The organism is [Clostridium] aminophilum DSM 10710 (genome assembly GCF_000711825.1).
GTDB lineage: Bacteria > Bacillota > Clostridia > Lachnospirales > Lachnospiraceae > Clostridium_R > Clostridium_R aminophilum.
In genome coordinates this window covers 19,336-43,148 of sequence record NZ_JONJ01000001.1, presented here as the reverse complement: position 1 = coordinate 43,148, position 23,813 = coordinate 19,336, and the positions used below count along the sequence as shown (strand labels likewise).

At 52.8% G+C, this 23,813-nt stretch carries 20 protein-coding genes; 19 read left to right on the top strand and 1 reads right to left on the bottom strand.

From position 1 onward, the window contains the following. The first annotated feature begins 11 nt into the window (after positions 1-11). The 4 genes from BR86_RS0100205 (at position 12) to BR86_RS0100185 (ending at position 7,414) form a co-directional block, all read left to right on the top strand. Positions 12-3,074, top strand: a complete 3,063-nt coding sequence (locus tag BR86_RS0100205; protein ID WP_031471016.1) for an efflux RND transporter permease subunit — start codon at positions 12-14, stop codon at positions 3,072-3,074. A gap of 80 nt (positions 3,075-3,154) precedes the next feature. Further along, positions 3,155-4,534, top strand: a complete 1,380-nt coding sequence (locus tag BR86_RS0100195) for a TolC family protein (RefSeq protein ID WP_161767247.1) — start codon at positions 3,155-3,157, stop codon at positions 4,532-4,534. Between the two features lie 101 nt (positions 4,535-4,635). Beyond that, positions 4,636-5,892, top strand: coding sequence for a TolC family protein (locus tag BR86_RS0100190; protein ID WP_161767245.1), 1,257 nt, complete (start codon positions 4,636-4,638; stop codon positions 5,890-5,892). 205 nt (positions 5,893-6,097) lie between these two features. Then, on the top strand, positions 6,098-7,414 hold the full coding sequence (locus BR86_RS0100185) for a M18 family aminopeptidase (RefSeq protein ID WP_031471013.1): 1,317 nt from the start codon (positions 6,098-6,100) through the stop codon (positions 7,412-7,414). A gap of 626 nt (positions 7,415-8,040) precedes the next feature. Here the strand turns inward: BR86_RS0100185 and BR86_RS0100175 are convergent. Further along, positions 8,041-9,036 carry a DUF6033 family protein gene (locus BR86_RS0100175; RefSeq protein WP_031471011.1) on the bottom strand — a complete coding sequence of 332 codons (996 nt, stop codon included), beginning with the start codon at positions 9,034-9,036 and terminating at the stop codon, positions 8,041-8,043. Between the two features lie 337 nt (positions 9,037-9,373). On the opposite strand from BR86_RS0100175, the gene BR86_RS15855 reads away from it, so the two are divergent. The 15 genes from BR86_RS15855 to BR86_RS0100090 all read left to right on the top strand — a co-directional run bounded on the left by BR86_RS15855 (position 9,374) and on the right by BR86_RS0100090 (position 23,699). Then, positions 9,374-9,538, top strand: coding sequence for a hypothetical protein (locus BR86_RS15855; RefSeq protein ID WP_154661351.1), 165 nt, complete (start codon positions 9,374-9,376; stop codon positions 9,536-9,538). Between the two features lie 355 nt (positions 9,539-9,893). After that, positions 9,894-10,430 (top strand): VanZ family protein, encoded by a 537-nt coding sequence (locus BR86_RS0100160; RefSeq protein WP_051684475.1) that lies wholly within the window; start codon positions 9,894-9,896, stop codon positions 10,428-10,430. A gap of 95 nt (positions 10,431-10,525) precedes the next feature. After that, entirely contained in the window at positions 10,526-11,335 is an 810-nt protein-coding gene (locus BR86_RS0100155) for a carbon-nitrogen hydrolase family protein (RefSeq protein WP_031471009.1), read from the top strand. A gap of 67 nt (positions 11,336-11,402) precedes the next feature. Beyond that, a complete protein-coding gene (locus BR86_RS0100150; RefSeq protein ID WP_031471008.1) occupies positions 11,403-11,630 on the top strand; it encodes a hypothetical protein in 228 nt (75 codons plus the stop codon). 140 nt (positions 11,631-11,770) lie between these two features. Then, complete coding sequence (locus BR86_RS0100145; protein WP_031471007.1) at positions 11,771-12,550, top strand: hypothetical protein; 780 nt, start codon at positions 11,771-11,773, stop codon at positions 12,548-12,550. Positions 12,551-12,904: 354 nt separating this feature from the next. Further along, positions 12,905-13,123, top strand: coding sequence for a FeoA family protein (locus BR86_RS0100140; protein ID WP_031471006.1), 219 nt, complete (start codon positions 12,905-12,907; stop codon positions 13,121-13,123). A 27-nt stretch (positions 13,124-13,150) separates the two neighbouring features. After that, positions 13,151-13,375 (top strand): FeoA family protein, encoded by a 225-nt coding sequence (locus BR86_RS0100135; RefSeq protein ID WP_031471005.1) that lies wholly within the window; start codon positions 13,151-13,153, stop codon positions 13,373-13,375. Positions 13,376-13,461: 86 nt separating this feature from the next. Further along, the gene (gene feoB, locus BR86_RS0100130; protein WP_031471004.1) at positions 13,462-15,633 is read left to right on the top strand and encodes a ferrous iron transport protein B; all 2,172 of its coding nucleotides are present in this window, start codon (positions 13,462-13,464) and stop codon (positions 15,631-15,633) included. A 162-nt stretch (positions 15,634-15,795) separates the two neighbouring features. Next, positions 15,796-16,074 carry a DUF2325 domain-containing protein gene (locus BR86_RS0100125; RefSeq protein ID WP_031471003.1) on the top strand — a complete coding sequence of 93 codons (279 nt, stop codon included), beginning with the start codon at positions 15,796-15,798 and terminating at the stop codon, positions 16,072-16,074. 210 nt (positions 16,075-16,284) lie between these two features. Beyond that, positions 16,285-16,764, top strand: a complete 480-nt coding sequence (locus BR86_RS0100120) for a flavin reductase family protein (RefSeq protein WP_031471002.1) — start codon at positions 16,285-16,287, stop codon at positions 16,762-16,764. Positions 16,765-16,908: 144 nt separating this feature from the next. After that, complete coding sequence (locus BR86_RS0100110) at positions 16,909-18,399, top strand: M20 family metallopeptidase (protein ID WP_031471001.1); 1,491 nt, start codon at positions 16,909-16,911, stop codon at positions 18,397-18,399. Between the two features lie 66 nt (positions 18,400-18,465). Next, positions 18,466-19,560 carry a dipeptide epimerase gene (locus tag BR86_RS0100105; RefSeq protein ID WP_031471000.1) on the top strand — a complete coding sequence of 365 codons (1,095 nt, stop codon included), beginning with the start codon at positions 18,466-18,468 and terminating at the stop codon, positions 19,558-19,560. Positions 19,561-20,057: 497 nt separating this feature from the next. Beyond that, positions 20,058-21,113: a TAXI family TRAP transporter solute-binding subunit gene (locus BR86_RS0100100; protein WP_038287359.1), complete on the top strand. Its 1,056-nt coding sequence runs from the start codon at positions 20,058-20,060 to the stop codon at positions 21,111-21,113. 50 nt (positions 21,114-21,163) lie between these two features. Beyond that, a complete protein-coding gene (locus tag BR86_RS0100095) occupies positions 21,164-21,661 on the top strand; it encodes a DUF1850 domain-containing protein (RefSeq protein ID WP_031470998.1) in 498 nt (165 codons plus the stop codon). Positions 21,662-21,722: 61 nt separating this feature from the next. After that, positions 21,723-23,699, top strand: a complete 1,977-nt coding sequence (locus BR86_RS0100090) for a TRAP transporter permease (RefSeq protein ID WP_143099292.1) — start codon at positions 21,723-21,725, stop codon at positions 23,697-23,699. Positions 23,700-23,813: the final 114 nt, after the last annotated feature.

Sequence of the window (23,813 nt, the reverse complement as noted above, 5' to 3'; positions counted from 1 at the left end):
GACATTTTACCATGGGTGGTTTAACAAAATTTGTACTTCGACGGCCGGTAACCGCGATCTTATCGGTCATCTGTCTGGTGGTGTTCGGCATCATGTCGATTCGGAACATGACGCTGGAGCTGTCGCCGGACATGAATATGTCCATGATGATCGTCATGACCAGCTACAGCGGAGCCAGCGCGGAGGACGTCGCCGAGCTGGTGACCAAGCCGATTGAGAATTCAGTCAGCACACTGTCGGGACTGGACTCCATGTCCTCCACATCCAGTGAAGGTTCTTCCCGGATCATGCTCTCGTATGATTACGGAACGGACATGGACGATGCCTATGACGAGGTAAAAAAGAAGGTCGATCAGATCAAGTCGAGTCTTCCGGACGACTGTTCGACGCCGCAGATCATCTCGATGAATATGAACTCTTCTGAGGATATCCGGCTGAATATTGAGAACAGCGGATATGCGGAGGAAGATCTCTACAACTATGTCAAGGACCGCATCAAGCCGGAATTTGAGAAGCTGGCGGATGTGGCGGATGTCAGCCTCCGGGGCGGAAGACAGAAATATGTCTCCATCACGCTGAACGAGGAGGCCATGAAACAGTACGGCGTCACCATGAGTTCCATTGTATCGGACCTCAAGGCGGCGGATGCGACGATTCCGGGCGGAAGCACCAAGGAGGGAAGTCAGGAATACTCCGTCTCCACGCGTATGAACTACAAGACCATGGAGCTTCTGAGCGAGATTCCGCTGACCACTTCCGACAATTCCATTGTCTACCTCGGGGATGTCGCCACCGTCGAGTATGCCCAGAAGTCCAGCAGCAGTATTTCCCGCTATGACGGAAAGGGAGTTGTGTCCATCGGCCTCAGCAAACAGCAGAGTTCGACGGCCATGAGTATTTCCAACGCGGTCAAAAAGACGGTGGCATCGCTGGAAGCCGCGGATCCGAATCTGAAGATCACCGTGGTGGATGACAATGCCGATTCCATCATGGACTCCCTGACCGACGTGGCGAAGACACTGGTTCTGGCGGTCATCATTTCCATGATCGTCATCTGGCTCTTCTTCGGTGATCTGAAGGCGTCCATGATCGTCGGAAGTTCCATTCCATGTTCGATTCTTGCGGCACTGATCTGCATGTATTTCATGAACTTTTCGCTGAATGTCGTGACGCTGGCGGCTCTCTCCCTCGGCGTCGGCATGATGGTTGACAACTCCATCGTTGTTCTGGAGAGTTGTTTCCGCGCGACGTCCAGGATGGATACCAGAGCGGGACTCATCGAGTATGCCCGGAGCGCATTGGAGGGAACCAATATTGTCGGACTGTCCGTTGCCGCCTCCACGGCGACTACCTGCGTCGTGTTTATTCCGCTGGCACTGATCTCCGGTATGGCGGGACAGATGTTCAAGCCGCTGGGATTTACGATCGTGTTCTGTATGGTGGCTTCGCTCCTCTCCGCCATTACCGTGGTACCGCTCTGCTATATGCTGTATCAGCCGAAAGAACGCGAGAAAGCACCGTTTAACCGGCCGATCCTCAGTCTTCAGGACGGATACCGGAAACTGATGAAAAAAGTGCTTCCGCACAGTAAACTGGCGATTCTTTTATCCATTGTCCTGTTTGTCGGATCGATTTTCCTTGCATCCAACCTCACCATGGAGCTGATGAGTGCGGATGACAACGGAGAAGTCTCGATTTCCGTAAAGACAAGACCGGGCATTCAGCTGGAAAAAATGGAGCCGATCCTGAATGAGATCGAGGAGATCGTCACGGCGGATCCGGATGTGGAACATTATTCCACTTCCTTCTCCTCCGGCGGTATGAGGGGAAGCTCATCCGCATCCATCACCTGCGAGCTGAAGGACGACCGCGAGCTTTCCACCGATGAGACGGTGACGAAATTCCAGAAGGAGCTGGCGGACATCACCAACTGCACCATTTCCGTCAGTGCCAGCGGTTCCATGAGTATGATGAGTGACCGGTCGAACAGTTATTCCGTTCTTCTGCAGGGCGCGGATTACTCGAAAGTCAAGGAGGTGACCAACAAGATTGTGAGTGAACTGAAGGGACGGGATGATGTCACCCGCGTTCACTCCTCCATCGAGAACTCGTCCCCGGTGATTGCGGTGGACGTCGACGCGATCCGCGCGAAGGCCAACGGCCTGACTGCCTCCCAGATCGGCAATGCGGTCTACAGCGCGCTCAGCGGTTCGTCCCCTATCAACATCACGGTGGACGGAGAGGATGTCTCGGTCACGGTGGAATATCCGGAAGACGCTTATGCGGATCTCTCGGCTGTAAAGAATATTCTTCTGACGAACTCAAAGAAGGGACAGGTGGCATTGACGGATGTGGCAGACGTTCACTATGAGGATTCTCCGGCGTCCATCTCCCGTGAGGACAAGCAGTACCGCGTGACGATCAGCGCATCCTACACGGGCCTGGCCACCAGATCAACGCAGCAGACGATTTTTCAGGAAGTGGTACAGCCGAATCTGAGCGATCAGGTCACCACCGGCGTCAACAGCCGTGACCGATCCCGGAACAGTGAGTTCGAAAGTCTCGGCGGCGCGCTGGCAATCGCGGTGTTCCTGATCTTTGTCGTGATGGCGTCGCAGTTTGAGTCGGTGAAATACTCTGCGATGGTTATGACCACGATCCCGTTTTCCGTCATCGGTTCCTTCGCACTTCTGTGGCTGACGGATGTCTCCCTCAGTATGGTAGCCCTGATCGGCTTCCTCATGCTGATCGGAACCGCGGTAAATAACGGTATTCTCTATGTGGACACGACGAACCAGTACCGCGCGACCATGGATATGGACACGGCCCTCGTTGAGGCAGGGGCGACGCGAATGCGCCCGATCCTGATGACGACAATGACAACCGTGCTCTCGATGATTCCGCTGGCACTTGGAGTCGGAAGCTCGGGATCTTACACACAGGCCCTCGCTTTGGTTAACATCGGCGGACTGATCACTTCCACCATTCTGTGTTTGATCGTGCTTCCGGGATATTACAAGATCATGAGCGGCGGAAAAGCGCTGAGAGAGGACCCGTTTGCGGACATCGACTGAGCGCGGAAGCGCGGGATCCGGTGCCCGGGAGACCGGCGATGAGAAAAAACGGGATACGGCAAACGAATAAGAGATGTATGGTGAAAGACAGAAAAGAGATGACGGAAGAGATGAGAGATAAGAAAAAAGCGGGAAATGGCGGCATCGTCCGTCGGCTTCTCGCCGGTGCGGTGCTGGTCGGCTGTCTTTCCACCCTCGGTCCGGTGGAGGCTCTGGCGGCAAAACGGCCGTATGCCTACGGGACTTCCGGGGAAGACGAAGAAGCATATGGCCCGGCTCTCGCCGGCAATGCCGCCTCCACCGGAACCGGGATTGCCGGAATCTCCGGCGCCGACGGCATTGCGGCAGCGTCCGCGCTGGATGCGTCGACGGGGTCAGGACCGAATCAGATTGTGGAGGACAATGCCGAAGCAGCGGCAAAACGGGCCGCTCTTGCGGACAATACACTGGAGTTTTCGGAGATTGCGGGCCGGATCGAGAATTACAATGTCTCCTTCCGCAACACAAAAAGCACGACACTCGGTAAACTGATCAATCAGGGCGTGATCTCCGAACTGACCGAGGAGGCCCGCGATCTCACCAAGGAAGCGGATGATCTGAAGGAAGACGAGATGGACGAAGAGGACAAGGCGCTCTATGAGAGTTACCGTCTCACGGCAAAAGAACTCCGGAAGAAGGCAGCCGATATCCGGCATACCGAGACGGATTCCCTGGAAACGTCGCTCCGGCAGAGCCGGAACTCCCTGATCAAGATGGTACAGAACCAGTACATTGCCTATGAAAAGGCGAAATACTCCCTGAATGCGGCAAGAAAGAGCGAGGCGGCATGCGAAAATGACCTTTCGGCCGCACAGACAAAACAGTCGGCGGGACTTGCCTCGGAAGCCGATGTTCTGGAAGCGCGGAATAAGCTTCTCGCCGCGCAGAAAAAGACGATGAGCGCTGAGTCACAGCTTTCCGGCGCGAAGAATAAGATTCTGATCAGCCTTGGATGGGATGTGGATGCGGATGTGGAGATCACGGATATTCCGGCGCCGGATATGAGTCTGATCGCCTCCATCGACCTTGCGGCGGACACACAGACGGCGATTACCTCCAACTATTCCCTGATCACCACCAGAAAGGGTTCCTCGAAGACCACAGCGGCAAAGACGCAGAAGAACCGGGCGGTGACGGCGTCCAGGACGATGATCACCTCTTCGATGAACACGCTCTACGCGGCGGTGGTGTCAAAGCAGCAGGCTTACGATGCGGCGCAGGATGCCTGGGCAAAAGCGCAGAATGACTGGAACAGCGCGCAGATCAAATACCGCGGAGGCCTTTCCGGCCGGTCGGAGTATCTCAGCGCGGAGGCGGCATATGAAAATGCCCTTGCGAGCGAAAAGAGCGCGGAGCTGGACCTGATCTCCGCGATGCAGACCTATGACTGGGCCGTGGCCGGACTGATCGCAAACGGATGAAGCGATGGTATGCCGGACACTAAATGACAGACCGCCATCGGACTGCGGAGCAAACGGTTGTGATACAGCAGAAGGAGAACAGACGGAAGGAGAACAGACGGATGGAGAACAGAAAAACAAGAAACGGAAAACAAATCCGGAGGATGATCGCCTCTGTGGTTCTGTCCGGTGCGCTGGCGGTGCCGTTTTGCCCGCTGACGGCGTATGCCGCGCCGGAATCGGCCTACAGCGCCGAAACCTGGGAAAAACTCCGGGACAATAAGATGGAATACGATGAGATTCCCCTTCTCGTGCAGGAGTACAACCCGTATTACCTGAACAACGCCGCGTCTTATGCGGACAGTAAGACGACGGAAAACGCAAATGAGATCCGTCAGGGAAAAATGGAAGATGCGGAAGATCTGGAGAGCAGTGCCGACCAGATGGCGGACAATGCCGATTCGCTGATGGATCAGCTGGAGGAACTGGTGGAATCGGGGGCAACCGGAGCATCCGGCCTCGCGTCGAGCTACGCTTCCTTAAAGGCGTCCTCGGCGCTCCTTCATCAGAATTCCATCACGACGCGGCAGTCGGCGAATACCTCTTATGAGGATGCAGACACGAAGGCACTGAATCAGCGGAAGAAACAGACCGCTCTCATTGTGCAGGCGCAGGGCCTGTTTGCGTCCTACAATCTCGCCCGGATCTCGGTCCCGGTGATCGAGAACAGCATTGCCATGGCGGAGCGCAATGTAGCCCGCGTGCAGAATAAGATTGCGGCGGGCACTGCGACGCAGTCGGCGCTTCTCAGCGCGCAGAACTCCCTGAAATCCCTGCAGGGCACGCTGACGTCCACAAAAGCCAGCGTGGAGTCGGTTCGGCAGAGCCTTCTTCTGAACACCGGCTGGGCGTCGACGGATAGTCCGGAGATCTGCGGGGTTCCGGAACCGGATCTTTCCCGGATCGAAACGATGAATCCCGATGCGGATGTTCAGACGGCGCTGGTCGAGAACATTTCCCTGAAACTGGACCGGAAGACACTGACGAATATGGATTCCGGCACGACGGATTACCAGAATCAGGTTCGCACGATCGCATCGGAGGAGCAGACCATCCGCAATTCCGTAAAGTCTCTCTATCAGACGATCCTCACCGACCGGGCCGCGCTGGAGACGGCGCAGTCCGCTGTGGATGTGCAGCAGAAAAAACTTTCGTCCATGCAGACGTCCTTCGGCGCCGGCCTCTGCACGAAAAATGAGCTTTTGGATCAGGAGGCATCCGCCGCGTCCGCGGAAGTGGACCTTATCACGGCGAAAATCAATCTGCAGCAGGCGATCCAGACCTACGAATGGGCCCTGCAGGGATATATGACATCCTGACGGTAAGAAAACAGAAGAAATAGACGGAATTACCCGGGGCGGAGCAGCTGCTGTGCCTCGGGATTTTTCTTTCCGGTCCGACTGATGACGGGGACAGGGACTGCAGGACATCTTTCAGAAAATGTCTGAAAAGTCCTGATTTGATGTATAATAAGCGGTATGAGACCAATAACCTCAGATTATGAGAAATATCGGGGAGGAAGAGATGGATTTTACCAGGGTAAATGAAGGATTACTGCAGTTTCTGGACGAGAGCCCGGTGGCATTCTATGCCGTGAAGAATATGCGCCGGATGCTGGAAGAAGCGGGGGCGGAGCGTCTCTGTGAAGGTGATGCCTGGAAGCTGGAAACCGGAAAAAAGTATTATGTGACCAGAAATGAATCCGCAATCATAGCGTTTGAGATTCCGAAGAAGGATTACCGCGGTTTTCAGATCATGGCGAGCCACAGTGATTCTCCGGTATTTAAGATTAAGGCCAATGCGGAGATCGAGGTGGACAAAACCTATGTGAAGCTGAACGTTGAGAAATACGGCGGAATGATTTTTTCTCCGTGGCTGGATCGGCCGCTCTCGGTGGCGGGCCGCGTGATCATTGAGACACCGGAGGGCATTGAGACGAGACTGGTCCGGATCGACCGGGATCTTGTCATTATTCCGAATCTTGCGATTCATATGAACCGGGAGATCAATGACGGATACAAATTCAATGCGCAGAACGATATGCTTCCGCTGTTCGGCGAAAAGCTGGAAAAGGGATCCTTCCTCAGATTTATCGCCAAAGAGGCCGGAGTGGAGGAGGCGCAGATTCTCGATACGGACCTGTATCTCTACAACCGGATGAAAGGAACGACGCTGGGTCTCAACGGCGAGTTCATCTGCAGCGGCCGTCTGGATGATCTTCAGTGCGCTTATGCCTCTCTTCAGGGCTTCCTTCAGGCGAAGCCGACGGAGAGCATCGCGGTTCACTGCGTCTATGACAACGAGGAAGTCGGTTCCGGCACAAAGCAGGGTGCTCAGTCCACATTCCTGAAGGATGTCCTTCATCGGATCAATGCGGCCATGGGAAGAGACGAAGAGGGATACATCCGCTCGCTCACGTCCAGCTTTATGGTTTCGGCGGACAATGCGCACTCGGTTCATCCGAACCACACGGATAAGGCGGATCCCACAAACCGTCCGTATATGAATCAGGGAATCGTCATCAAATACAGTGCCAATCAGAAGTATACAACCGATGCCGTATCCGGCGCGATATTCCGCAGAATCTGCAAGAAGGCGGAGGTTCCGGTACAGACGTTTACAAACCGGTCCGATATGCTGGGCGGAAGCACTCTCGGAAACCTCTCGGGCAATCAGGTGGCGCTGAATACCGTGGATATCGGTCTGCCGCAGCTGGCAATGCACAGTCCGTACGAAACGGCAGGTGCAAAAGATACGGCATATCTGATTGAGGCGGCGAAAGTTCTCTTCTCGTCCGCGATTCAGTCATCCGGAGACGGAAATTATTCCATCCTGCTGTGATGAAAGCGGAAATGCACTAAGCTCGATAACACCAGCCTCAGCACACTATTTCACTAAGCGGCAAAGCCGCTAAGTGAAATATGCGTCGCTAAGTGCTTCGCCAAGCAAATCCACTAAGCTCGAAAAGACCTCGCTAAGTGGATTTCCATGGCACGCACTAAGCTCGAAAAGACCAGCCTCAGCACGCTATTTCACTAAGCGGCAAAGCCGCTAAGTGAAATATGCGTCGCTAAGTGCTTCGCCGAGGGGAAAGGGCCAGCATCTTCGGAGTACGAAGATGCTGGCCCTTGTGTTGACCGGAAACAAAATTCCGGCCTCCTGCGGCAATGGAAGAGGAGTCGAAATCTGCCGCAGGACTCATATATATAAGACTGACAGCGGGGAAGCTGTTGTCGGCTTTGGGATATCTGACGGGGATGCCGTCAGATTCGATCCGGACGCGGCTGAAGCTGCGCCGGGTTTATTCGTGGAGCACTTAGCGACTTTACCGCTTAGTGAAATAGCGTGCTGAGGCTGGTCTTTTCGAGCTTAGTGCGTACTATGGAAAACTATTTGGCGTTTTTCCGAGCCTGGCAGTTTTGCTTGACTTCCTGACAGAGGAAAAGGTCAGGCTCCGGTTTGGTCGGTTAAACGGAGGCGTCGAAGAGCGAACCGGCAACGGCCGTGCTGCTTCCGTTACCCATAAAGGCGGAAATCTTTTCCATCAGTTCGTCGATGCTGCTCGCGGAGAGCGTGACATAGTTTCCGGAATCCCAGTCAATGGCTGTTTCATCCGAATTCTCAGTCTCACGGGCTTTTTCTGCCCCTTCTTTCTCCAACTTTTTGGTTTCTTCCGCTTTTTCGATTCGTTCGGCTTCGCGTTTCTGCTCCGCCTTCTTCGCCTCGTATTTTTCTTCTGCTTTCTTCTGCTCTGCTTTTTCCGCCTGGCGCTTTTCATCCAGTTTTTTCGCCTGTTCACGGTTTGCCTGCATCGCCTTGTCAAAGGTTGCAAAGTACGATGTGGAGCCGTCATCATTGAACTTCATGCCGTAAGAAGCGAGAACTCCGTCATCTCCGCCGGTCTGGGCCGACATCTGCGTCGCCATCTGCTGAAGACTGGTACGGCCAAGTTCGATCTTGGCCTCGATTTCTTTGCGGTATTCCGGATCGCTCGCCATTTTTTCAAGCTTTTCTTCATCGATCAGAACGGTGGCTTTTCCGGCTACGCCGTAACGGCCTGCGTTGTCGGCTACGGTGTCCTTGTGCTCGGCACTGACGAGCACAAAGGCCATGTCACCGTATTTGGATTTTAAACTGTCATAAACTTTTTTGGCGTCATCGGAGAGATTTACGTCACCGACCACACTGCCATACTCTTTCGTATAGGAAATGCCCGGTGCGCCGTTTCCTCCGCCGGTCAGAGCATCGATGATTTTCTGACGCTCTTCTGCGGATGGTCTGGAACTCTTTTCGTACACATCGGTGGATCTCACCGCTGCCTGTGTCTGAGCTGTATTATCATCTTTCGAAACGACAGAAGAGGAATTCCCGTTCTCTTTGTCGGAGTCAGATACTTTATTTATATTGGTTTTATAGGACGGAACGGATCCGATGCCATAACCTGTTCCCTGTATTCTTGACATATCGGCACCTCCTTGCGCGCCCAAGGGCATCCTTTCCCATTCCGGGCATAACTGTCATTATGTATTTGATGACAATATCGACCGAACGGGAATTAATATTTGCTTTTTTTGCGCTGAAAGCAAAGTTTCGTCATTTTGATGAAAAAAGAAAATTGTTTTTATTTCAGAACAATGAGAAAAAAATGAAATATCACTTGCAATCGGAAAGAAAGAGATGTAAATTATCAACAGATTAACACGCTAACACTTTATCAAGGTAACGTGATAGCAAATGAAAACAAATGAAGCACCACCAGGCGGAACAAGTCAATCAGGATAAAATCAGGAGGAAAAGGCTATGACAAAAATCAGCACAACACTGAACAAGAAGGAACTTACAACAAATGAGCGCGATTATCTGGCGGCAGGATATTATCCGGTCGGCACCTGCAGCTGCTGCGGCGGCAATCTCTACAACTGGTATTCCAACAAGTGTGAGAGCTGCAGAACGGAGGAGAAATAAAGACCACATTTTTTCTGGAACACATCATCTGAAAATTTCGGGAACATATCATCTGAAAAACGGCAGCGGGTATCCTTTTCGGATATCCGCTGTTTTTGCGGTCATTTTTTGCTATAATCAGGGGCGGGAAAAGATTGGAATTTCCGGGAAGGACGGCTGCGGCGGATCATCATGAAGGACAGCGGGGAACGATGGTTGTGAAGACCCGATGGGGACGATGGCCGTGAAGACCTGACGGGAACGACGGTTGTGAAGACCTTAAAGGGAACGAAGGCCGTGACGGAATGCTGCGGTGGAATCGCCGGGGCGGACCGCCGTTGGAACAGGACCCGGAACAGAAAATGGGGGAAGAAAAATGAGTAAAGGCGTCTTTCGGCTTCTGCGGCCGACAAACGGGAAACTGACGGTTCTCTGGATGGGAATGATCTTCCTGATGTCCGCCACCGCAGGACCGGAGTCGGATCAGCAGAGCGGAATCATTGTCGATTTTCTGCGGATTTTTTTGAATCCGATTCTGGACGGGATGGATGCGTCCGCCCGGGGAACGATAAATGCCGCGCTTCCTCTGCTTGTGCGAAAGACGGCACATATGACGGAATATGCGGTTCTGGCAATTCTGTGCTGCCGGACGATTCAGGACCGGTTTCGGGAGCGGAACATGGCGGAGGAGTCGCGTTCACTCCGGTACGAGGCCGCGCTGATTGTCAGCGTTCTTTATGCATGTACGGATGAATTTCATCAGACGTTTGTGGCGGGGCGTGCAGGATGCGTGCAGGATGTTCTGATCGATGCCGCCGGGGCCTGCGCCGGTCTCGCGGTATGGTATCTGTATGAGCGGAGAAAGTCGAGGGTGACGGAGATCGAACCGGCTTCCCGTACTCATGTTTTATGAGATGAGGGACGATATCATACAGGAAAGCGTAAGAGAAAAATAATCGGCATAAAACCGGAATTCGGTTACAATAGAGAAATAGAAAGTGAGGCACTATGCAGAGTACGTTTGTTATGGTTCAGATGAAATCCGTGGAAGATCCGATGGAGAATCTCGCGAAGGCAGAGAAATATGCAGCGGCGGCAAAAGAAAGATTTCAGGCGGATCTCCTTCTGTTTCCGGAAGTGTTTATGAGTATGTTTCCGTCCAAAACATCGGTTCTGGAGAGCAATAAGATAGCGGAAACGCTCGACGGACCGTTTGTGACCGGAATGCGGAAGCTGGCCAGGGACAATGATGTCTGGGTGGTATTCGGCATGAAGGAAAAGACCGAAGAAGACGACGGGCGCGCGTATAATACATGTCTTGTAGTAGACAATCACGGTGAGATTATCTCGAAATATCACAAGACACATATGTATGATGCTTTCGGATACAAGGAGTCAAACGGGTTCAAGCCGGGGGACCGGCTTTTCACGCCGATCGATACGCCATTTGGAAAACTGGGACTGTTCGTTTGTTACGAAGTCCGCTTCCCGGAGGTGGCACGCTATGAGGCAACCCATGGCGCGGATATCATTCTGATGCCGACGTCCTGGGTGAAAGGAGATCTGAAGACGTTCCAGTTCCGCACCCTGGTTACGGCGAGGGCGATCGAGAATACCGTTTTCGTGCTGGCCTGCAACCAGTGCGGCGGGGCGACCACCGGCGAGAGTGTGGCGGTTGACCCGATGGGCGTTGCCATTGCGGCAGCCGGAGAGACCGACGCGCTGGTTCCGGTCTATATCGATACGGACCGTATCGCGCAGGTGCGAAAAAAGCTTCCGTCCTTCGGTGACAGGCGGATGGAGCTGTACGAAGAATGAATCGAGTGTCTGTCATCGGTACCTGATACCGCGGAACGGTGACGGATGGGTTAATACGGAGGAAAAAATGATGATGGGGATTTTATTTCTTTTTATTTCGCTGTATCTGATGTTTAAAATCACCGGAGTTCTGTTTTCGATTATGGGCGGACTGCTGACATTTATTCTGACACTGCTTTTCGGAGCGATCGCGGGCGTCCTTATCATGGGACTGTTCGGGCTCGGGATGCTGGTTCTCCCGGTTCTTTTGGTCGGAGGCATTCTCTCTCTGATTTTCCGGATCGCCCGGATGTAAGGACCGGAATCGCGGACGAGACCATCATGGTGTCAGATGAGTGAGAATGAAAACGGGTTGAGAATACACAGATTCGGAAACAGGATGAACCGGACGGCGGGGGCGCCGGCCGGCCATCGGATAAAAGGGAGGGCATACATATGAGAAGATCAAAAGTGACAGCCGGCGCACTCCTGATCACAGCAGCGTTGGCAATCGGAGGATGCTCCGGCGGCGGAGCTGCGAAGACGGAAACGACAGCGGCAAATCCGGCGGAGACGACCGCAGCGGCATCGTCCGCCGCGGAGGAGACGACAGGAAATGCTTCGGCGGAGGAGACGGAGTACGGAAGCTCCGGTTCCGAAGTCCTTCGGCTCGCGAAAGACAGTGAGACACCGGAGGGACGGCAGGAGATCACGGAACTTCTGGAATCCAACAATGTGGAAAAACATATAAAGAAGGGAAATGTTTATCTGTCCGGAAAAGATTACATCGGTGACAGTGTGGAAGAGAATTCCTTTTATGTGGATGGAACGACCTTCGCGTTCCGGAAGTCTGATCCGAAGACCGGGACGGTAACCGATATCAGCGGCGCGGATGCGAAGCAGAATGCAACGAAGAAGCTGTTTCCGCTTCTTTCTCTGAATCCGGACGAGTATCTGGGCAATGTATCCGGTGACGAGAAGGAAACAATCTATGAGCTGGTTTCCGCATACTCACCCGAAAGACTCGGTTTTTCGTATGTCGATGAAGCCGGAAAGGAAGTGCAGAATCCGGCCGAGTACCTTCTGATCCGAAGCTATACGTTTGAGAATGATTCGGACGTTCTGAAAAATGTCCATGTATATATTCAGAAGAATACGGAGCTTCCGAAACTGGTTCGCGAGCTGAATGTTCAGTGGGATGTGAAGGAAAATCCCATCGTAAACGGCCAAAAGTAACGGGATTCCGTTTCCATTACAGAACAGAGAAGAGCGCATCGTGCAGTCTGTGCACGGTGCGTTTTTTTGCGGCGAACTCGCCCTCGCCCCGGTGAGGCCCTGGCGACTGTCGCGATAACGAGCGGCGGTGCGCATAATTCGCACGCTCCCGTCGGGAGCGAGGGGATGGGGTGGGGATGAGGCTGAAGTCCGCTTGCGGACTTTGTTCCGACACAAAAACGGAAAAATATCTGCTTATAAAATATATAATTCTAACGATAGTATCAATAAACTAATATTAGTTAGTAAAAACTATTGACATAAAACTCTAACCAGAGTTAGAATACCCTAAGTATTCGGAAGGGAGATGGATAAATGATGCCTTTATCGTTTGCAAAACCGGGAGAACAGGTCATGGTAACCAGAGTCAGCGGAAATGCGGAAATAAAGAAACATTTGGAAGATCTCGGATTTGTTGCCGGCACTCCGGTACAGATCATTGCGAGCCCGGGATCCGGCAATATCATTGTGGGACTGAAAGAATCGCGGCTTGCGATTACAGATCAGATGGCGGCAAAGATTATGGTTCAGTGATCGATCTCCGACGGAAAGGGGTATGTGATGAAATCGTTAAGAGACATTCCGGTAGGAAGCAGCGCAACGGTGGCAAAAATTCACGGCGAAGGCGCGCTGAAAAAGAGAATTATGGATATGGGTATCACCAAAGGTACCACAATTCTTGTGCGCAAGGTAGCACCGCTGGGGGATCCGGTGGAGGTTACCGTGAGGGGATATGAGCTTTCTCTGAGAAAGCAGGATGCCGACATTCTTGAGATGGCGGACTAAAGGGGAATACCTTCGGTACCGGGCGACCGGTTCAGAGGATATGGTAAATCTGTGCATACAGACATATGCAGAAGGAGCAGATAAAAATGGAAATTAAAATCGCACTTGCAGGCAATCCGAACTGTGGTAAGACGACACTGTTCAACAGCCTGACAGGAAGCAATCAGTATGTCGGCAACTGGCCGGGCGTTACGGTCGAAAAGAAGGAAGGACGGCTGAAGGGCCATAAGGATGTGATTGTCCAGGACCTTCCGGGTATTTATTCCCTCAGCCCGTACACAATGGAAGAGGTGGTCGCAAGAGATTACCTGGTCGGCGAGAAACCGGATGTAATTCTGAACATCATCGACGGAACCAACATTGAGAGAAACCTGTATCTGACCACACAGCTGATTGAGATCGGAATCCCGGTTGTCGTTGCAGTCAACATGATGGATCTGGTCCGCAAAAACGGCGATAACATTGATATAAAGAAACTCGGAGACCAGCTCGGATGCCGGATGATTGAGATCTCCGCACTGAAGGGCGAGTCCACGGTCGAAGCGGCGGAACTTGCCATCCGCGCGGCGATGGAGCAGAACGAGGCAGAGCTTCCGCATGTCTTTAACGGAAGTGTGGAGCATGCCATCGCACACATCGAAGAGTCCATTGAGGGATTTGTCGATTCCAAAGAGCTTCGCTGGTATGCGATCAAGGTGTTTGAACGCGACCAGAAAGCAGTTCAGAAGGTGAAGATCAGTGCGGATGTAAAGAATCACATTGAGCAGCATATTGTGGACTGCGAGAAAGAACTGGACGATGATGCGGAGAGCATTATCACAAACCAGAGATATGAGTACATTACGGCACTGGTTAACAAGACCGTAAAGAAGGGAAGAGCGGCCGGCGAGCTGACCTTCTCCGATAAGGTGGACCGCGTTGTGACCAACCGGTTCCTTGCGCTTCCGATCTTCGCGGTTGTCATGTTCCTCGTTTACTATGTATCCGTGACAACGATCGGCTCTCAGATGACAGACTGGACCAATGATGTTCTCTTCGGAGAGATCGTTGAACCGGGGGCGAGAGAATTCCTGGAGGGCGTTGGAACCTCCGAATGGCTGGTTTCCCTGATCGTTGACGGTATCATTCACGGAATCGGCACACCGATCGGCTTTGTTCCGCAGATGGCAGTTGTATTCCTGTTCCTGTCCTTCCTGGAGGACTGCGGTTACATGGCGCGTGTTGCCTTCATCATGGACCGCGCATTCCGCAAGTTCGGACTTTCCGGAAAGAGCTTTATCCCGTTCCTGATCTCTTCGGGCTGCGGCGTTCCGGGAATCATGGGAACACGTACCATTGAAAATGAGAGCGACCGCAGAATGACCATGATCACAACGACCATGATTCCGTGCGGCGCAAAGCTTCCGGTTATCGCAGCCATCGCCGGCTTTATCATGGGCGGTGCGTGGTGGATGGCACCGGCCTGCTATTTCGGCGGAATCGCGCTGGTTATCATTTACTGCATCGTGCTGAAGAAGACCAGCTTCTTCGCCGGTGATCCGGTTCCGTTCGTCATGGAGCTTCCGCAGTATCACATTCCGTCCCTGAAGGGTCTTCTGATGCATGTGTGGGAGAGAGTATGGGCATTCATGAAGAAAGCCGGAACCATCCTCTTCCTCTGCTGTGCGGTTATGTGGTTCCTTGCAAGCTTCGGCTTTGCAGACGGTGAGTTCGGTCTGGTAGAGTCCAAGGATTCCATTCTTGCGATGATCGGCGGCATTCTTGCTCCGCTCTTTGTTCCGCTGGGTATCGGCAACTGGCAGACGGTTGCGGCAACCCTTTCCGGTTTTGTGGCAAAGGAAGGTCTGGTATCCACCATGTCCCTTCTTTCTGCAATCGGTGAGGAAGTGGAAGAGTACGAAGAAGCATATCACGCAGCATATCTGGCATTCTTCCCGACTACAATGGCGGCGGTGTCCTACCTGATGTTCAACCTGTTTGACTCTCCGTGTCTGGCGGCGATTTCTTCTCTGGCGAAGGAACTCGGCAACCGGAAGGTATTCTGGTTTGCGATCCTGTTCCAGAACCTCGGCGCGTATGTGGTAACCCTGATGGTTTATCAGCTGATCGGACTTGCCGTTGGTCAGGTTGCATTCAGCATCTGGACGGTTGTGGCAGCAGTTCTTCTGGCAGGCCTTCTGTATGTGCTCTTTGCACCGGATCCGTTCCGGAACCGTGTGCATGCACAGGAGAGCGCGGCGGCAAGGGTACGGGCCTGAGAGCGTTCGGAAAAGAATTATTTAAATCGGTTTACTCAAGCAGTATTACTCAAGTGCAGCGGAAAGCCTGCTTTCGGAACGGAGAGCAGGCTTTCCAAAAAGATAATGGTTAGTCGAAACAAACCAAAAACAGTAAGTCATGTTCAAAGCGAGGAGGCAGGCATGAGTGTTGTAATCGTAGGCGGAAATGAATGTATGGAACGCCAGTATATGAATATCTGTAAACAGCATGGATGTAAGGCGAAGGTGTTCTGCAAGTATCAGGCGGGACTCGCGGACCGGATCGGCAATCCGGATCTGCTGATCCTTTTCACCCATACCGTATCGCACAAGCTGGTTCGCTGCGCCCTGGACAACAAGGCGGAGACGACGGATGTGGTAAGATCCCATACCAGCTCAAAAGCGGCGCTGAGCGATATTCTGAGTGCGTATGCGCAGTGATGAACGCGCGACCGATCCGGTTTACTTGAATATGGAATAATGCTAAAATGACAGGTGTGCAGGAACGCGGAGATAACCGCACCGGTACACCTGTTTTTGCGCGATAAGAAGGGATGGAGAAGCCGAAGTCCGCGGGCTCCCGCAGGAGTGAGTGGATGGAGAAACCAGAGTTCGCAGGCGGACCTGGATCTTACGGAAAGGGGAAGAGAGATGGACCTGAATGTCGATATTTTTTCGGTACTGGATAAAGGATGGGCGCTGCTGACAGCGGGCGATTCCATGGCACATTTCAACACCATGACGGTGAGCTGGGGCATGATGGGAACGTTCTGGGGAAAGCCGGCCGCGACCGTATACGTCCGTGACAGCCGCTATACACTCGAATTCATGAAGGACAGCCAGTATTTTACGCTGACCATGTTTGATGAGGATAAAAAGCCGGATCTGGGAATTCTCGGATCAAAGTCCGGCAGAGACGGCAATAAGATTGCCGAGACAAGCCTTCATGCGAAGAAACTGGAGCACGGCGTCGGTTTTGAGGAGGCAAAGGTGACGCTGATACTCAAAAAGATATATATGCAGCGGATGGATATGAATGCGATGCCGAAGGAGATTCTTGATCAGATCTATCCGAACGGCGATGACCACAATATGTTTATCGGTGAAGTGGTGGATATCATCCGCAGATAACCGCGCGATGCAGAAAACGCAACCGTTCGGTGAAAAGGCGGGAAGCGGATTTTACGATAAAAGGAGTATTCCGGATATTCCTTTTATGAAAATCAACCGGCGGATTGACGCGCGGGAGAGATAGAGACACAGGGGGAAAGAACAATGGATTTAAAGACAGCGGTAAAAAATCAGGAAGAGGAGATGATCGCCTGCCTTCAGCAGGTGATCCGTTTTCCGAGTGAGAGACAGGAGGCAAAGGCGGATGCGCCGTTCGGCGAGCCGGTGCGGGACTGTCTTCTCTATGTCCTGAAACAGGCCGAAAAGCTCGGAATGAAGACCTGTAATGTCGATAACTACATGGGATGGGCCGAGATCGGTGAGGGACCGGAGATGGTTGCGATTCTGGGACATCTGGATGTGGTTCCGGCCGGTGAGGGCTGGGACAGAGACCCCTATTCCGGTGATGTGGAGAACGGCAACATTTACGGCCGCGGAACCATGGATGATAAGGGCCCGGCGGTTGCGGCGCTCTACGCGATGAAGGCGATCATGGACTCCGGACTTCCGCTGAAGCGCAGAATCCGCATTCTTTTCGGAACCAATGAGGAAACCGGAAGCGCCGACATGGCGTATTACCGTGAGCACGGCGGAGAGATTCCGGTCAGCGGATTTACGCCGGATGGAGAGTATCCGCTGATCAACGGCGAAAAGGGCATCATCAATGCTGTGTTTACCGCAGCGCTGAATGCCGCAGAGACTGCGGGTGATGGCGTGTGCGGGGCAGGAGAGGTTCTCCTCAGGAGCATTTCCGGCGGTACGGCATTTAACATCGTTCCGGGGCACGCGAAAGCAGAACTGAGCTGCAGCGAGGAAACGGCCCGAAAGGCGATGGAGACGGTGCGCGCGGCAGAAAAAGATCTCGAAAAAGAGATTGCGGAGGATGAGGAAATGAAGGCTGCCTGCGCATCTCTCACAGAAGGCGGAAAAAGTATTCTCTCCGCAGAGTATCATGCGGAGACCGGAACACTCACTGTCCTTGCGGAAGGAAAGGAGGCGCATGCGTCTCTTCCGTGGAAGGGCGTGAATGCCATCGGTGCGCTTCTGTTTGCCCTGAATCGGCTTCCGGTTGCGGGAGAAGCGGCGGAAAAGATCCGTTTCCTTGCCGGTGGCATCGGCCTGAAGGGAACCGGAGACGGATTTGGCATTGCGCTGGAGGATGAGATTTCCGGCCGTCTCAGCTTTAATACCGGAATGATCGAAGGAAACGGCGGGGAAATCAAGGTTTCCATCAACTATCGGTATCCCGTTACCTGCAGTTATGAGGAGTGTGCACCGAAACTGATCGGAGAGATGAAAGAGAACGGCTTTGAACTCACATCGGAGGCGCATAAAGCATCTCTTTATGTGGATAAGAACGAAGAGTATGTGCAGAAACTTCTCGCGGTCTATCATGAGTTCACGGGCCTTCCGGCGGAACCGATGTGCATCGGCGGCGGAACATATGCGAAAGCGATTCCGAATACGGTTGCGTTCGGCCCCATTTTCCCGGGCGATACGGTGAGGGAACATCTTCCAAATGAATTCTGGGAGCTTGACAAGCTCAAACTGAATATGCAGATCATTGCAGAGGCGGTATACCGTCTGGCAAATTAAGGGCTGACCGGTCGAAGTATAATTGCGGAAGCGATTGTCTGATTCGGATGCGGAAGGGAGAAAAAGTTGAAGATTACGGGTGTAAGGCTTGGAAAGATTTCCGTGCCGCTTCGTGTTCCGTTTAAAACGGCGCTGAGGTCGGTGAACAGCGTAGAGGATGTGATTGTCGAGATTTCGACCGATACCGGAGAAAAGGGATACGGGGAAGCACCGCCCACCGGAGTCATCACGGGAGACACCACCGGTGCAATTCTCGGCGCCCTTCGGGATCACATCATCCCGACACTGATGGGCCGGGATGTGGATGATCTCGAGAACCTGATGATCGACCTCAACCGTTGTGTAGTGAAGAATAGCAGCGCGAAAGCTGCGGCCGACATGGCGCTCTGGGATCTGTACGGAAAACTCTACCGGATTCCGGTGTACAAGATGCTCGGCGGAAGCAGAAAGAAGCTTGTGACCGATATCACCATCAGCGTCAATCCGCCGGAAGTGATGGCGGAAGATGCGAGAAATGCGGTCGGACGGGGCTATGACACCCTGAAGATGAAAGTTGGCATTGACCCGGCATTGGATGTAACGAGACTCACGGCGGTCCGCGAAGCGGTCGGACCGGACGTGAAGATCCGGATTGATGCCAATCAGGCCTGGAATGCCCGGCAGGCCGTCCGTATTCTGGATCAGATGCAGAATAAAGGTCTGGACATTGAACTCTGTGAACAGCCGGTGCCGGCGCATGATCTGGACGGCCTCCGGTATGTCACGGAACGGAGCATCGTGCCAGTTCTTGCGGACGAGAGTGTGTTCTCGCCGGAAGATGCGCTGACGATTCTTCAGACTCACGCGGCGGATCTGATCAATATCAAACTGATGAAGTGCGGCGGAATCTACAACGCACTGAAGATCGCCGCCGCCGCGGAACTGTACGGGGCAGAGTGTATGATCGGATGCATGCTGGAGGCAAAGGTGAGCGTCAATGCCGCCGTTCATCTGGGCTGCGCGAAAGGCGTGATCACGAGAGTGGACCTTGACGGCCCGGTTCTCTGCACGGAAGATCCGGTTCAGGGCGGAGCGGTATTCCGTGAAAAGGACATTACGGTTTCGGATGATCCGGGACTCGGAATCCGGGGTGTTGACGGCGTAATGTGGCTGGATAACTGAGTAAAAAAACAGAACAGGGTATAAACGGAAGCCGGTTTTCTCTGCTGCGGAAGCAGCGGAGAAGACCGGCTTCTTCGTTGTTTTCGCGGGCCAGTCGCCAAAGCCCACACTTGAGAGAGGCCCTGGCGACTGCCGAGAAACGCTCAAAAATCGCGAAGCATGTTTTGAGCGTTTCACAGGACGTTGTTATTTCAACTTTGCTGAAAAGGAAAAAGTGACAGAGCGGGAAGAACGATGAACGGGATTATCAACAAAAAGACTTTTCAAAAATAAAAAAAAATATTCACAGTGCACGGAGAGTATAAAGGAAAGTTATCGGAATATAATGTAGAAATATACATAAATGCTACATATAACAAAATAATTCAATATAAAGGAAAAACAAAAGATGTATATTGCATTTTGAATATTCAATAAGTATTATAACTGTTATAAATAACAATAAATGCCAGCGCGCGGCAAAACGATGACAGGGGATTCAGGAGAGGAGAAAAAATATGAAAAAAATTGCTGCAATGACATTGTCATCCATGATGTTTCTTTCGATGGCGGCCTGCGGAAACCCGGCTGCGAATACGACGACGGCAGTAGCGGCAGGAACTGCTTCGGCCGGAACGACAGCTTCCGAAACCACAGCAGCAGGAACTGCAGCGGCAGCTTCCGGATCCGGACAGGAACTGGTTCTCGGAACCGGCGGTACGACCGGAACCTACTATGCCGTCGGCGGGGTTATGGCAACGGTTCTGAATCCGCTTTTGAAGGATTCATCCCTCACTGTAACATCCACCGGTGCTTCCAAGGCAAATATCCAGCTCGTGGATGACGGCGAGGCGCAGCTGGCAATCGTGCAGAACGATGTCATGTATTACGCATATACCGGCACCGATCTTTTTGCAGATGAAGGAAAGTATGATTCCTTCGGCGCGGTAGCAGGTCTTTATGATGAGACCGTTCAGATCATTACCACCAACGAGTCGATCAAGTCTGTTGCCGACCTGAAGGGCAAGACGGTATCGGTCGGCGATGCCGGATCCGGTGTCGAATTCAACGCGAAGCAGATTCTGGACGCATACGATATGACGTTTGATGACATTAAAGTGGTCAATGCTTCTTTCGGTGATTCGGCCGATTCGCTGAAGGACGGAAAGATTGATGCGGCTTTCGTGGTAGCAGGCGCTCCCACCACCGCGGTTGTGGATCTTGCGGCAACCAAGGCGGTTCAGCTTGTGGAACTGGATAATGAGCACATCGAAAAGCTCCAGAAGAAGTACAACTTCTATACCGCAACCACTATTCCGGCAGGAACCTACACCGGCGTGGATGCGGACGCGAAGACGGTATCCGTTCGCGCAACGCTGATCGCTTCCAACGAGGTTTCCGAGGATGCCATCTATGAACTGACCAAGGCCATGTTCGACAATCAGAAGGCACTCGCTGAGGGCCATGCAAAGTTTGAACTGCTGAACCTCGATGATGCGGTGAAAGGCATCGGTGTTCCGTTCCACGCAGGTGCAAAGAAATTCTACGAGGAAAAGGGCGTTAAGCTGAACTGATCGGAACCTGGTGGCTTCGATGAGGAATCCGAAAACGCGGGGATGACGAAATGAACATCCGGTTTTGGGGAAAGTTTCGAACAGCGGCAGTTGCGGCAGTCATTCTGATCGCAGCCGCCGCCGTCCTTTCTATGCGGCAGGGATGGTATCTGACGCTGCGAAATGCCGGAACGGGGCAGCTTTACGGAAGATACCGGATCAGTGAGGGCGACGGGTTCAGCGTTGGATTCGTGCACTCAGTCAACAAGAGCCCGGTTACGGACTTTTATGAAATCAAAGATCATGCGATCTATGTGGAGAAAACCGTATACTACGGGTTCGGCGCCGGCGTTCAGACGGAGCTGGAAGACGGACAGACCCTTTCATACGGAGAAGACGGGAGCATGATTGTGTCCGGGTTTGATCAAAAAATGAATGATCTGACCTATTTTGTCGGAACTGTATCCGATCATACGATGAAGATCCGGGAAGACAGGGCAATCAGTCTTCGGGACCTGTGCGGTCGGAATTCCAGAGTGCGGTTTTCATATGAACACTTTTGGATATGAGTATTTTTCCGTTTGACGGCATACGCCGGAGGCGGAGGCAGGGGGAATCAACGTGGAAGAAATGAAGAAGAGCGGGACTGTGGAGGCAACAATAAACACAGAACCGGATGTCGGTACGATGGCTGACGTCGATGAAATTATGAAAAAATTTGACCGTGAATCGAATGTACGGCCATGGAGCGGGGGACCGAAGAAAGTGATTTCAGCGGCGCTTGCGGCATTTGCACTGTTTATGGTGTATATGAACCTGTTTGCGGTCTGGGATGAGCGAATCCGCCGCCCGCTGTTTGTCGGAATGGTGATCCTGTTTGTATTCATTCTCTTTCCGGCAAGAAAAGGCAGCAAGGTGAGACAGAAAGAAAACCGTATTCCGGTGTATGACATGATTCTCGCCATTGCGGGAGCGGGAAGCTTCTTTTATTTCGTGGTGAATAACCGCGCCATCATCAACCATGCGACCAGGATCAATCAGACGGAGGTGATTCTCGGTGTGATCGGAATTCTGATTCTGGCGGAATGCTGCCGCCGTGTGACCGGATGGCCGATTCTGATTGTCGCGTCGTGTTTTGTGCTCTACGCTTTCGGCACCGGGGCAAGCCTTCGGAAGATCATCTACAACCTTTTCTACACCACTACGGGGGTCATCGGCACTCCGATCGGTGTCTGCAGCACATATATTGTTCTCTTTGTCGTCTTCGGTGCTTTTCTGGAAACGACGGGAATTTCCGACTTCTTCATTCAGTGTGCGAACTGTCTGGCCGGGGCGGCAACGGGTGGGCCGGCAAAGGTATCGGTCATCTCCAGCGCGCTCTGCGGAATGGTGTCCGGGTCCAGTGTCGGCAATACGGTAACCACCGGATCGGTGACGATTCCGATGATGAAAAAGACCGGTTATCCGGGAGAATTTGCGGGAGCTGTTGAGGCGGCATCCTCCACCGGAGGTCAGATCATGCCGCCGATCATGGGAGCGGCAGCGTTCCTTATGGCGGAAATGGTCGGTGTCCCGTATGCGGACATTGTTGTCCGCGCGATCCTTCCGGCAGCTCTGTACTTTACCGGCATTTTCCTGATGGTTCATTTCCGCGCAAAGCGGCTCGGACTGCAGGGAATCCCGAGAGAAGAACTCCCGAAGACAAGAGACATTCTGCCGAAATGTTATCTTCTGATTCCGCTGATCGTCCTTGTTGTCATGATCGTGCAGGGATTTACGATGAGCCGTTCGGCGATCATTGCGACAGGACTCTGTATTCTGGTCAGCATGTTTGACAAAGAGCACCGGATGACTCCGGCAAGGTTTGTCAGCGCGCTCGAGACCGGTGCGAGAAATTCTCTCAGCATTGCGGTGGCCTGCGGTATCGCCGGCATCATCGCGGGCGTTGTAACCATGACGGGACTTGGACAGATCTTCATCTCCGCCATCGTCGGCGTGGCACACGGACAGCTCATTATCGCGCTGTTCCTGACCATGATCTGCTGCATTCTTCTGGGAATGGGGGTTCCGACGACAGCGAACTATGTGATCATGGCGACAACCTGTGCGCCGATCCTGACCACCGGTATGAGTCTCAACCCGATCTGCGCGAATATGTTTGTGTTCTATTTCGGCATCGTGGCGGATATCACGCCGCCGGTTGCACTGGCGGCCTATGCGGGAAGCGCCATCGCCAAAGCGGACCCGATGAAGACGGCATTCAACGCAACAAGACTGGCGATTGCGGCATTTGTCGTTCCGTATGTGTTCAGCTTTAATCCGGCCATGCTCTTTATTGATACGACGGCAGTTCAGGTTGTGCTGATTGTTGTCACCAGTTTCCTCGGCATGGTTGCTCTCGCATCGGCGATGGAGGGATATCTGCTGACAGAGCTGAATAAACCGTTCCGCGCGGCGGCGCTGGCAGCAGGCCTGTGCATGCTCTATCCGGGCAATGTCACGGACCTTATCGGCATTGTTCTTCTGGTAGCTCTTGTTGTGATGCAGAAGAGTATGAAGAACAAAGTCAGCACGCGGACTTCGGCTTCACCATCCACTCACTCCTGACAGTTCAAAACAGACAGATTCACAATTTTGTGTAATCTGTCTGTTTTTTTTGATATACAGTTGAATCTTTTGGCATAACCGCTATAATGAAATTATCATTCAAATCAGACAGTT